The following is a 12,131-nucleotide window of genomic DNA, read 5'->3' on the forward strand; positions in this document are numbered from 1 at the left end:
GTCTCGAAAACGGCAACTGCTAACGGAAGCCAAAGAAAAAATCGATATCTGGCAGGACGCCGTTGAGCTTGATATGGCAACGAAAGAAGAGAAAGCCGCACTGCTCAAATGGAAAAAATACCGTGTCCTGCTCAACCGGGTGGATTGTTCCACTGCCCCCGATATCGTCTGGCCTGAACAGCCGGAGTGAGGCTGTCGCTTGGATGTCCGTGTCCAAATGCCGGCAGATTCGGTGTGGAATGTGAAGCAGAAAGAGGCCGAGGTTGCCACTGATAGTGAGCAGGCTGAACCGGTGGAGTAAGGGCATGATTAACCCGCAGAAAATTGCGGGTTAAGTTGTATTCAGACTTAAGCGGCTCTGACGATGTAATTGAAGGCTACGTTGCGTCAGGGGGAAGAAAGATTTAGTTAGGATAAGGTTTACATTGAAGGGAGTACAGTTTGCGATGTATCTATTGATGAAGAAGCAAAAAGGAAAGTTATGAGGTTAATAAAAGTATATTCCGACTCATATTGGTTTGAAGAATCAAGCCGGAAAGAGCAGGGGAAGAATCGGTTAACGATGGCTTGCCATGGTTTTGGTTTTATAGACGGAATATCACAAGTAAAGATAGATGGTCAGTACAAAAATCCCGCACAACTTGCACTATACATCAAAGCATGGGTAGATATTAGTAAGTTACATGATATTCGACTTGTTTCTTGTGAATCAGCTAATCCTCACCCCAATGAGAAAGACCTACGAATAACTTCAGATCACCGCAGATATCCACCCTGGGCAACCTCTTTCGGCTCGCAATTATCTCTTTTTTTGCCAGATATCTGGATAAAAGCATACATGGGGCTCATTGATTCAGATTGCTCAGATGAGTACACGTGGAACTTTTATACAACATACGGGCACGATGCTACTAGCACTATGTTAAGCAAATACTTTAAGTTATATAAAGGGAGTCCTGACCATTATCATAGCGTAGTGTTTTTGAATGGTAGATTTTATAAACAACATTACAGAGAATAATCCTTAATTTTTAGTTTTCTGGCATAAATAATCAAAATCAATCACTTATCTAAATAGGATAATTCTCCCCTTTTAACTCATTGATTTAGTTGAATTCCGTTCCTGAGCCGGAATTAAGCAAAATCAACAAGTTACATAAAGGTGAGAAATCTCACTTTTAACTTTTCCGCATGAAATTTAGGAGTCACCGATTTGGGAGGCTCCTCCTGTCATTCAGGAGGGTATACGAAAATTTTCGGACACCTGCGGCAACTTATTGATTATTCCGTGGTCCTCACTTTGGCTCAATCCTTCTGTTTCAAACGGAGTGATTACTCAACCGCAATTATTTCTCTTGTTACTCAGTGGAGTGAGTATGCAAAATATTTGTCGCACTCAGTTAAATGCAATCAAAAAATTTGAATATTTCAATATGCTGCTTATGCGTACAGAAGTGAGCCAGTTCAGAGAGGAAATTTAGTGGTGAATTTTTTGAAAAAAATAACGATGACCGTTCTTCAATATAAAATTTGGTGCGCATGATTCAGAAGGAAAAATTAGACTCTAAACAGGTAAAACGGCCTGTTTTTTTGTTACTCTTTCTTACAAATGGAAATGATTTTGTTACAAATAAAAACACCTCAGAGGGGAATCTGAGGTGCCTTAGATTTAACTTCACGTGCATTTTACGTGCACTTTGAAGTCCTTTTACTGTCATGACAGTGACCTACCAACTTTGCTAACTGCCTGTTTTTCAAGTTGTTGTCCTAACACTGTCCTACCAAATTTGGTGGAGCTGGCGGGAGTTGAACCCGCGTCCGAAATTCCTACGTCCTCGGTACTACATGCTTAGTCTAATCTTTACATTCGCTTGCCAGCTGCGGACAGACACGCCACTAACAAACTAGCCTGATTAGGTTTAACGCTTCAACCTCAGGCAAGGCATCCACGCGATCTCTTTTGGGTTTGACCTCTCTTGATCCCCGTCCTAAGAGCGGAGGCTAGGGAGAGAGGGCTCTGCGCAGGTTATTAAGCTGCCAGTGCGTAGTTTTCGTCGTTTGCGACTATTGTTTTGCGGCTTTTTACGAGGCCAACCGCCCCTCGGCATGCACCTTGGGTTTCGCGAATCCCGTCGAATCCAGAATCAGCCCCAAGTATGTTAAACGCAAGTATATCAGAATATTGAGCAATAATGCTAGTGGTTAACGCCCAGCATTCTTCATAATTCGCGCTTTGTCTAATTTCCACTCACGTTCTTTAATATCTGAACGTTTATCGTGCGCTTTTTTACCTTTGGCAACGCCGATTTTGATTTTACACCAAGCGTTTTTCCAATAAAGGGAAAGGGCGACGATAGTATAACCTTCACGATTGATCCGACCGTATAGGGAATCAAGTTCGCGTTTGTTAAGTAATAGTTTACGTGACCGTGTAGGATCACAGACCACATGGGAAGAGGCGACATTTAATGGCGTAATTGTGGCACCAAAAAGATAAGCATCACCATTTTTAAGCAAAACGTAACTTTCACTGATGTTTGCCTTGCCAGCGCGCAGTGATTTGACTTCCCAACCTTGTAGCGATAAGCCAGCTTCGAATTCTTCTTCAATAAAGAATTCGTGGCGAGCTCGCTTATTCATGGCAATTGTTGCCGAACCGGGTTTGTGTGCTTTTTTCTTTGTCATAATGCGTTGTATTATACTGTAAGCGCTAATGAAAGAAATCTCTTCTGCATGATATTTAGCGATAACCGCACATTTATTGCGCTAAAGATCATCAGGTTTTTATTTAACCACATTAAAGTGATATTATTCGGCGCTGTTATGTTTTACAGGAAATGATATGCCACAGATTAATCGCTCTGCGTTAGTTCCATACAGCGTGGAACAAATGTATAAATTGGTCAATGATGTGAAATCTTACCCGGATTTTTTGCCGGGGTGTGTCGGCAGCCGCGTTATAAGCAGTAATGGTAATGAAATGACGGCTTCTGTTGATGTCTCCAAGGCAGGGATCAGTAAGACGTTTATAACGCGGAATACGTTATCTGACAACCAAAGCATCAGTATGCAGTTGGTTGATGGCCCCTTCCGCAAACTCATGGGTGGATGGCACTTCATTCCACTTAGCGAAGATGCCTGTAAGGTTGAATTACATCTCGATTTTGAATTCACTAATAAGTTGATTGAGCTCGCTTTTGGTAAAGTATTTAAGGAACTGGCCGGTAATATGGTTCATGCTTTTACCCAACGTGCGCGAGAGGTTTATAGTGTCTGAAATCAATATTGAAGTCATTTATGCTTTACCAGAACGGCAATATCTGCGTAATGTTAAATTGCCTCAGGGAGCCACTGTTGAACAGGCAATTATGGCATCGGGGCTTTTAGAGTTACGTAGTGACATTGATTTGGCTAAGAATAAAATTGGCATTTATAGCCGTCCGGCTAAATTGGCAGATACTTTGGAAGAGGGGGATCGTGTTGAAATTTACCGTCCTCTTATTGCTGATCCGAAAGAAATGCGTCGTAAACGCGCAGAACGCGCAAAAAATAGTACTCAGTAGATATCTGCTTGATATTTACTCGCCAGAAATTAATTCACTGGCGAGTAAATAAAACCTCGAACCTTACCCATTTTTCGGCAAAGATTTCTCATTTTTGATATCGGTTAAAACGCCATTACTATCAAATGTGAGTGTTAATGTTTCTTGTTTTACTTTCTCGTGCCCGGGCTGCTGACGGAATATGTAATACCATGTCTGGCTACCAAACGGATCTGTCAGCATAGGTGTTCCCAAAGTGTAAGTAACCTGCTGTTGAGTCATCCCTTTATGGATTTTTGATACTGCATCCGGTGTCAGGTAATTCCCCTGATTAATATCAGGACGATAAATAACTCGCTCAAACATAGAGCAACCCGCAGTCAGCATAACTAGAGATATAGTTGCGGCAGTCAACAATTTACAGCGCATAGTAATCACATTCCTTTAGGAGTTAGGCTGTCGATGATAATAAACATTATAGAGTTTGAAAACCTCTATGCTATTTGCCTATAGCTTTAATTTTGAAATCGGTAAGATATATGACTTCAATTATACAAAAAAGTTGTAGTAAGTTATGCGGCTAAAAGTTCCTTCGCGTTAGCCAGCGTATTTTTTGTCACTTCACTGCCTGCGAGAAGCCGGGCAAGCTCCTGCAACCGAGCTTTTCTATCTAACAGCTGCATTTGGGTTTCTGTTTCTTCTCCATCAGTTTGTTTACTGACGTAAAAATGCTGATGACCACATCCTGCAACCTGCGGTAAATGCGTAACACACATAACCTGAGTTGATTCGCCCAATTCCCGGAGAAGCCGCCCTACGATCATTGCTGTCGGGCCACTGATACCAACATCAACTTCGTCAAAGATTAGTGCAGGCGTTTCCATTTTTTTAGCTGTAATCACTTGAATCGCAAGAGCAATGCGGGAAAGTTCACCACCTGAAGCCACTTTTGCCAGTGATTGGTGAGGTTGTCCGGGGTTAGTTGTGACATTAAATTCTACCTTACTGGCGCCATCAAGATTTAAATGCTCAGGCTCGAAAATAACATCAATGGTGAATCGGCCGTGAGGCATAGAAAGTTGATGCATGCTGTTGGTGATAAGCTGACTTAATTCGATAGCGTATTGCTGGCGAATTTGGTGGAGCTTTTCAGCAACGCTGAGCGCTTGTTGATAGTGTACGCTGACGAGTTCACTGAGGTGAGCACAATCATCTTCCTGCTGTGAAAGCTGGTGCTGTTCTTCCAACAGTTGTTGATGTAAGGCTGGTAGCTCTTCGGGAGAAACATAATGTTTACGGGCGATACTGATTTGCTGTGAGATTTTTTGTTCCAGCTCAAACAGGCGATTAGGGTCTAATTCCAGTTGATCGCTGTAATGACGTAGCTCATCACTCACTTCACTGATTTGAATAGAGGCTTCTTCCAGCATATTCAGTAAACCGCTGAGTTTATGATCCATGCTGGCGAGTTCAGTAAGTTCATTTCGTGCGTAATTTAGCAGACTAACGATATTTTGTTCATCATTGTCACTTAAAATCTGAAGGATATCCTGACTGCCAGACAAAAACTGACCGCAGTTTGCCAGACGTTTATATTCGCTATCTTGTTCCTGATATTCGCCAGACTGAGGTGCCAGCTCATTCAGTTCTTTCAGGTGGTATTCCAGTAGCTGTTGCCGTGAACGGCGCTCAAGAGCCTGCTGCTGGAATTGGGTAAGAGCCTGACAGCTTTGCCTCCATTGCTGATATGCCTGCTTCATTTCATTTTTTAGTGTGAATTCACCGGCGTAAGTATCCAGCAAATGTCTTTGATGGCGGTTTTCTAAAAGCAGCTGATGGGCATGTTGACCATGGATTTGAATCAGATGTGAACCTAATTCACGTAGCTGAGAAAGAGGGACTGCGGTACCATTGATAAAACCACGGGAGCGCCCGTCTGCGGTAATAGTACGCCGTAGCAGGCACTCATTATCATCATCAAAACTGCCATCAAGCTGATGTGTTTCAAGCCATTTACGGGCAGAAGGTGTATCTGCCAGCGAAAACCGGGCACAGATGTCAGTACGGGGAGCACCAGCTCGAACCATATTCGCTTCTCCACGATTACCGAGACATAAACCCAGCGCATCAATTGCGATTGATTTACCTGCTCCGGTTTCTCCGGTGATGGTCGTCATTCCTGAGCGAAAATCGATTTCAAGTTCGCGAACAATGGCAAAATTACTGATGGTCAATTGAGCTAACATCGTGCTCCTCCTACCTTTTCTATACTTAAAACAATGTTTCTGTATATAAGTCCATGTTCCTGTGCATAAAAACATGTCTGTTCTTTTGCACAGTATAAACTGGTTTTTTATACAGTAAAGTAGGGAAGCATCTTTTTTTAGAACATTTTTTTTGACCAGCCTAACTTGGTACTCAGTGTATTGAAATAATTATAATCTTTCGGATGGATTAAGTGCAGGTTATATTCACTACGCTTAATGATAACTTCTTCACCATCCTGAATCGGTAGTACAATCTGGCTGTCACAACTGACTTCGTAATCATTGCTGTTTTGGGAAAATTTTAGACGAATGCTACTTTCGCTGCTGACCACAAGAGGACGGGCAGAGAGTGTATGTGGAAACATCGGTACTAATACGATAGCATCCAGATTCGGTGTCAGTATTGGCCCGCCGGCTGACAGAGAATAGGCGGTAGAGCCTGTTGGGGTCGCTATAATGAGGCCATCTGAACGTTGCGAAAAGGCAAAACGTTCATCAATATAAACCTCAAAATCGATCATATGGGCGACTTTGCCCGGATGCAGGACAACTTCATTCAGTGCTGTACTGTGCCGCGGTTTCTGGCCTTTTTTTGTGACCTGCGCTTCCAGTAGAAATCGTTTTTCGTCCCGATATTCTCCATTGAGAACCTCAGAAAGTTGTTGTAGGGCGTTATCCGGATCTAAATCCGTCAGAAAGCCTAAATTACCGCGGTTAATGCCAATAACTTTAATATCATAACGGGACAGGACTCTGGCAGCTCCCAGCATGTTACCGTCACCGCCAACTACGATCACTAAATCGGCGATTTTGCCGATTTCAGTTAATCCTCCGGTTTGAGCGTCTTTTAAATTAATATCTTTTGCAACTTGTCTGTCCACAATGACGCAATAACCTTTAGATACCAGCCAATAATAAAGCATTTCATGAGTAGCCAGTGCTTCAGGGTGACGTGGACGCCCGACAATACCGATGCATTTGAATTCATTATTCATTGCTGTTATTTCCTGCAGCATATGGTTTTGCCCTCACAATATGATGTGTTCCCTTGAATCCCTCGTTTTGATCCCCATAATAAGCGAGAGTTGCGAATATAATACAAAATACGCGGAGATATTCATGAGTAGTAAAGACCAAAAAGTACCTGACGAGCAAGTCTCAGAAAATACAGAAAATGTATTTGAGCAACAAATGGATGCAGAAAAGGCAGACGCGCCAGAGACTGAAAGCATTGTTGACCCGCGTGTTGCCGAGTTGGAAGAAGAGCTGAAACAGGCTCAGTCTCGTGAACGTGATGCGATTCTGCGTGCTCGTGCTGAAGTAGACAACATTCGTCGTCGTGCTGAGCAGGATGTAGAAAAAGCACATAAATTTGCACTGGAAAGATTTTCTAATGAGCTTCTGCCAGTAATTGATAATCTGGAACGTGCTCTGGAAGCGGCAGATCGGGCCAATGAGACTTTGGTTCCAATGATTGAAGGTATTGAATTAACTCTGAAATCATTTATTGATGCAGTGGGTAAATTTGGTATTGAAGTTGTTGGTGATATCAATGTTCCTTTCAATCCGGAAGTACATCAGGCGATGACTATGATGGAGTCTGATCAGCATGAGCCAAATCATGTAATGTTGGTTATGCAGAAAGGTTATACTCTGAATGGGCGTCTGCTGCGTCCTGCAATGGTTGCTGTTTCTAAATAAGAAATACAGTTTCCATTATTTAATGCCGCCGTTTTAGGCGGCATTTTTGCAGGAATAACTATTCAGGAAGTACCGGGTTCCAGTCAATTGATGCCAATCCTTGGGATTCAAGTAGTTGGTTAGCCTGTGAGAAGTGCTTGCACCCCAGAAAACCGCGATGAGCTGATAAAGGAGAAGGATGTGGCGCTTTCAGGACATGATGGCGCTGTGTATCAATAATTCGGCCTTTTTTCTGGGCATGTGCACCCCAGAGCAGGAAAATAACACCACTCCGATGTTCATTGATCGCTGCAATGACCTTATCTGTGAAAGTCTCCCAACCCAGATTTGCATGAGAGTGAGCATTACCCCGTTCAACCGTTAACACTGTATTCAGCAATAAAACCCCTTGTTTTGCCCAGCTAAGCAGGCAGCCGTGATTGGGGCGCTGAAATCCTGCAATATCAGATTCCAGTTCTTTGTACATATTAACGAGTGAAGGTGGTGCGGGTATTCCCGGCTGTACTGAAAAAGCCAGGCCATGAGCCTGATTCGGGCCGTGATAAGGGTCTTGTCCCAGGATCACGACTTTCACATCAGCTAATTCGGTATAGCGGAATGCGTTGAAAACATCCTGTTGTGGCGGATAAATGGTTTTACCTGCTTTACGTTCGTTAGCGACATACGTCAATGTATCAGTAAAGTAAGGCTGTGCTTTTTCATTGCCGATGACATCATGCCATGTAAGGGGAGCGGACATAGCGGGTTCCGTTTTAAATAAAAGATTACCAGATAGGGTTAAGCTTACCGATTCCCTTAGCATAGGGAAAGCTTTCATCTAAGAAGTTCTTATACCTCCCCCCCTCTTTTAAGTAATTCTCCTCGTTGGCTGCATTTACTCACTTTAGTCACATCTAACTACTATAGTTGTTTATGCTTCAGAAGGTGCTTCCTTACTACTTTGATGCAAATTGAAATTCATTGATTATATAAAATGAATACATTCGATTGTTAAATAAAAATTAAAATTGATATAAAAATGTTAATCATTCTGCCGATAGATGATCTAGGTCAGTCTGTTATGTCTAACTTAAATCGGTAGGAGTATTTTATGACTTTGGTGACAAATATCAGTTTATTGAGTAAGTTAGGTGCTATCCCTTTACAGGGAAATCAGGCAACTCTTCAGTCAATTTCCTCTGGCAGTACACTTCTGGATAAAAATAAACAACTTTCTCCCGCGATAACTTCCCGTTCAGAAAATACTAAACAAGCTGATTCGCTCTATCAATCATTGATAACGTCTTCTCAAAACAGAGTTATGGATACACCTGAATTAAAAGCTAATGATATTGCAGGAAAACATTCAAAATCTATTGATTATGCACTGGCTCAAGTCACCCGTGATGTTTATCGTCGAAATAGTTTTGGCATTGGTGACTATGTACGCGTATCAGATGAAGAGCTAATTAAAGCGGGTATTGACCCTGATACCTTGGATGATAGCTCTACAGGGTTTCAGGCTGGGATTTACCGGAATAAGGGGTTATATATTGTGTCATTTACCGGCTCAAACGAAATAAAGGATTTTATGGCGAGTATTCGTCAGGGGCTTGGATACAATGAAGCGCAATATAATCAGGCGGTAGATTTGGCTAAATCAGCATTAAAAGCATTTGGCGAGAATGTTATTTTTACCGGGCACTCTATGGGGGGAGGGCTGGCATCAATGGCTGCTCTGACAACAGGAAAGCCTGCGGTTACTTTTAATTCTGCCGGTGTTTCAGACTGGACATTGAAACGGATGGGATGGTCACCGGGAGCTGGTCGTGAAATAGCTGAACAGGGATTAATCCGGAATTATATTGTTGAACATGATTGGTTGGATAATCTGCAAAAAGCATTACCAATTCCTCAGCCGATGGGAAGTCAGATTCTTCTTGAATATGAATACAAGCCGGAAAATTTCATCGATTCGATTGTGCGCTATAGCTATGCGTTACATTCATTCAAGGCTCATTTTTTAGAGGCGGTGCAGGAATTAATGGTTATTCATAAGCCCTGGCAAGGAAAAGAAGATAATAAAGAACATGGGAAAGAAAGTGTGATGATGGCTGCCGCGAGTAACGATATCCACGATAATATCATCGCTTCAAATAAAGCGTCATCACTGCAAACATGGGCGGTAGATATGAGTGACAATGAACTTGGTGTTGTATTCAGCCAATCCTATCAGCACACTCATTTACAGCCGCAATTAAGTAAGGAAAAATTGGAAAAATATTATTCAGCTTAATTGATTGTCTTCTAATTAAGAATTCATGCGTTGAGAACAATATCGATAACAAGCGGGCAAATAGCCCGCTTATACCAAAATTGGTTAATTGTCAGTCGATTCTGGCAATTCTGGTTTAGGGTTTCCTGAAGGAGCGCGGCGCTTTCCGATGTTTTTGCTGTCACGATGACGCACTTTCACCCGGTTTTTCTTCGCTTCTTCTGTTTTTTTCTTTTCTTTACGCTTAGCCAGCACTTTCTTGGATGGCTTATAGCTTTTATTCTCACTTGGTGCTTTGGTTTGTGGACGAAGTTCGTCAACAACTCGCACTTTCAGTGGTTCCTGAAGATAGCGACTGATTTTTCCAAGTAATGGATGGTCATGGGACTCAATCAGCGCAATTGCGGTTCCTTTGCGGCCAGCACGGGCAGTTCGGCCAATCCGGTGCAGATAAACATCTGCTGTGCGTGGTAAATCAAAGTTAAAAACGTGGCTGATATTTTCGATATCCAGCCCACGGGAAGCAACATCGGTTGCAACCAGTACCTTAACTCGGCCATCATTCAGGCGCTTCACAGCGTCTGTTCGTTTAGCCTGTACCATTTCACCTTCAAGGAAACTGGACTGAATACCGGCCTGATGCAGCCATTCAACCAATTCGCGGACACGCTCCCGTTTACGTACAAAAACAATCGATTTTGTAACGTCTTCTTGTTTCAGCAAGTGGCATAACAAGGCTGTTTTATGTGCCAGATTATCAGCACGATAATAAAATTGCTGAATTTTCTTACGCTCACGACGGGAAGGCTCTGCATCGATCTCAACAGGATCTGTCAGCAGGCGCACTGCAAAATCACGGATACTTTCGCCTTCAAGCGTTGCGGAAAATAGCATGGTTTGTTTACGCCAGCGGGTTTCTCCGGCAATCGTCTCAACGTCATTGGCAAAACCCATATCCAACATGCGATCGGCTTCATCAAGGATGAGGGTTTCTACTGCACGGCAGTCAAAGTTTTCTTCTTTGATATATTGCAGCAGACGCCCTGTAGTTGCGACGACAATGTCCTGATTCTCACTGAACACTTCTGCATGATTCATATAGGCTACACCACCAGTAATTGTGGCAATATCCAGATTAGTATGTGCAGCCATCTCTCTGGCCTGCTCTGCAACCTGCATCGCCAGTTCACGGGTTGGTGTCAAAATCAAAATACGTGGTGGCCCTGATTTCTTACGTGGGAAATCCAGCAAATGCTGTATAGCCGGTAGCAGGTAGGCAGCTGTTTTGCCTGTCCCCGTTGGTGCGGAACCTAATACATCCCGCCCGTCCATGGCCGCAGGAATGGCTGCCGCCTGAATTGCGGTCGGGCGTTCATAGCCTTTATCATTTAACGCATCAAGCAGGCATTCATCAAGTTCGAAGTCGGAAAAGTTTGTCGCAGTCATCATATACCTCTGTTTGGGCCGATGATTATAAACAGGTTAGGCTCATTCTTCACCCTATAACATGCACCAGTGTTAAAAGTATCAGGCGTGCGTGTGGCTTTTATCCTCGAGTCATAAGATTTATGCTATGAAGAATTTTGGTTTTCAACAGATATAATTCATGACGTTAATACACAAACCTGCTTTGCGTCGCGGTGGTTTCACATTCAAACAATTTTTTGTCGGGCATGATAAATGTGCCATGAAAGTCGGAACTGATGGCGTGCTATTGGGGACATGGGCACCGGTAGATAATAGAAAAAATTGTCTGGATATCGGGTGTGGCAGTGGACTGATTGCACTGATGATAGCCCAGAGATCCGGAAACGATACAGCTATTGATGCCGTGGAGCTGGACGAAGATGCAGCAATGCAGGCTATTGAAAATATCGATCAATCCCCGTGGCCTGACCGCATCAGGGTATACCGGCAGGATATTCATGATTTCGCTGTGAGAAGCGAAATCCGGTATGACTTGATTGTGAGCAACCCTCCTTACTTCGAACCTGCCATTGCCTGTCGTAATGAGGCGCGCAATCAGGCTCGTTATACCGAAGCACTGACTCATCAAGGGTTATTGGACTGTGTTGAACAATTGATTACCCCGGACGGGTTATTTTGTGTGGTGCTTCCTTATGGGATTGGAGAGCTCTTCGAAAAAATGGCGATAGAATGTGGTTGGTTTCCCCATTATCGGCTCAATATTCGTGATAGGCTGGATAAGCCGTTACATCGTTTATTGTTGGGATTATCCCGGCAGAGGCAGGAAATACAGGTTAGTGAGCTGATGATCCGTGCTGCTGATGGTACATATTCAAACGAGTTTCAGCAGTTAGTGAAAGATTTTTATCTTTATTATTGATAGGGTTATCGTTCATAAAA

Annotated in this window: 13 protein-coding genes and 1 other RNA gene; 7 read left to right on the forward strand and 7 right to left on the reverse strand. The window is 43.0% G+C overall.

Annotation, left to right across the window (positions count from 1 at the left end; all coding sequences use genetic code 11):
- Positions 1-190 (forward strand): tail fiber assembly protein (locus Xsto_RS14245; RefSeq protein WP_211284273.1); only part of this gene is annotated, 190 nt, incomplete at its 5' end.
- A 291-nt stretch (positions 191-481) separates the two neighbouring features.
- Positions 482-1,021 carry a hypothetical protein gene (locus Xsto_RS14250; RefSeq protein WP_099109063.1) on the forward strand — a complete coding sequence of 180 codons (540 nt, stop codon included), beginning with the start codon at positions 482-484 and terminating at the stop codon, positions 1,019-1,021.
- A 767-nt stretch (positions 1,022-1,788) separates the two neighbouring features.
- On the opposite strand, the gene ssrA is transcribed toward Xsto_RS14250, so the two are convergent.
- Positions 1,789-2,152, reverse strand: a transfer-messenger RNA (tmRNA) gene (ssrA, locus tag Xsto_RS14255).
- Between the two features lie 50 nt (positions 2,153-2,202).
- Positions 2,203-2,685, reverse strand: coding sequence for an SsrA-binding protein SmpB (gene smpB / locus Xsto_RS14260; RefSeq protein ID WP_099111869.1), 483 nt, complete (start codon positions 2,683-2,685; stop codon positions 2,203-2,205).
- A gap of 157 nt (positions 2,686-2,842) precedes the next feature.
- Between smpB and Xsto_RS14265 the strand changes: the two genes are divergently transcribed.
- On the forward strand, positions 2,843-3,277 hold the full coding sequence (locus tag Xsto_RS14265) for a type II toxin-antitoxin system RatA family toxin (RefSeq protein ID WP_099111870.1): 435 nt from the start codon (positions 2,843-2,845) through the stop codon (positions 3,275-3,277).
- On the forward strand, positions 3,270-3,563 hold the full coding sequence (locus Xsto_RS14270) for an RnfH family protein (RefSeq protein WP_099111871.1): 294 nt from the start codon (positions 3,270-3,272) through the stop codon (positions 3,561-3,563). Before Xsto_RS14265 ends, Xsto_RS14270 begins: the two co-directional genes overlap by 8 nt.
- Positions 3,564-3,626: 63 nt before the next feature.
- On the opposite strand, the gene bamE is transcribed toward Xsto_RS14270, so the two are convergent.
- The 3 genes from bamE to nadK form a co-directional block, all read right to left on the reverse strand.
- On the reverse strand, positions 3,627-3,971 hold the full coding sequence (gene bamE, locus Xsto_RS14275) for an outer membrane protein assembly factor BamE (protein WP_099111872.1): 345 nt from the start codon (positions 3,969-3,971) through the stop codon (positions 3,627-3,629).
- A 143-nt stretch (positions 3,972-4,114) separates the two neighbouring features.
- Positions 4,115-5,788: a DNA repair protein RecN gene (recN, locus tag Xsto_RS14280; RefSeq protein ID WP_099125461.1), complete on the reverse strand. Its 1,674-nt coding sequence runs from the start codon at positions 5,786-5,788 to the stop codon at positions 4,115-4,117.
- A 137-nt stretch (positions 5,789-5,925) separates the two neighbouring features.
- On the reverse strand, positions 5,926-6,804 hold the full coding sequence (gene nadK / locus Xsto_RS14285; RefSeq protein ID WP_141554516.1) for an NAD(+) kinase: 879 nt from the start codon (positions 6,802-6,804) through the stop codon (positions 5,926-5,928).
- A 124-nt stretch (positions 6,805-6,928) separates the two neighbouring features.
- On the opposite strand from nadK, the gene grpE reads away from it, so the two are divergent.
- Positions 6,929-7,510, forward strand: coding sequence for a nucleotide exchange factor GrpE (gene grpE / locus Xsto_RS14290; RefSeq protein WP_099111875.1), 582 nt, complete (start codon positions 6,929-6,931; stop codon positions 7,508-7,510).
- A gap of 58 nt (positions 7,511-7,568) precedes the next feature.
- Here grpE and ung read toward each other — a convergent pair whose 3' ends face one another.
- Positions 7,569-8,249 carry a uracil-DNA glycosylase gene (ung, locus tag Xsto_RS14295; RefSeq protein ID WP_099111876.1) on the reverse strand — a complete coding sequence of 227 codons (681 nt, stop codon included), beginning with the start codon at positions 8,247-8,249 and terminating at the stop codon, positions 7,569-7,571.
- Positions 8,250-8,600: 351 nt separating this feature from the next.
- Here ung and Xsto_RS14300 point away from each other — a divergent pair, with 351 nt between their 5' ends.
- Positions 8,601-9,785, forward strand: coding sequence for a Tle-like phospholipase domain-containing protein (locus tag Xsto_RS14300; protein ID WP_211284323.1), 1,185 nt, complete (start codon positions 8,601-8,603; stop codon positions 9,783-9,785).
- 84 nt (positions 9,786-9,869) lie between these two features.
- On the opposite strand, the gene srmB is transcribed toward Xsto_RS14300, so the two are convergent.
- Complete coding sequence (gene srmB / locus Xsto_RS14305; protein WP_099125462.1) at positions 9,870-11,210, reverse strand: ATP-dependent RNA helicase SrmB; 1,341 nt, start codon at positions 11,208-11,210, stop codon at positions 9,870-9,872.
- A 160-nt stretch (positions 11,211-11,370) separates the two neighbouring features.
- Between srmB and trmN the strand changes: the two genes are divergently transcribed.
- A complete protein-coding gene (gene trmN / locus Xsto_RS14310; protein ID WP_099125463.1) occupies positions 11,371-12,111 on the forward strand; it encodes a tRNA(1)(Val) (adenine(37)-N(6))-methyltransferase TrmN in 741 nt (246 codons plus the stop codon).
- Positions 12,112-12,131 lie beyond the last annotated feature (20 nt).

Source organism: Xenorhabdus stockiae, from assembly GCF_002632825.1.
Taxonomy (GTDB): domain Bacteria; phylum Pseudomonadota; class Gammaproteobacteria; order Enterobacterales; family Enterobacteriaceae; genus Xenorhabdus; species Xenorhabdus stockiae.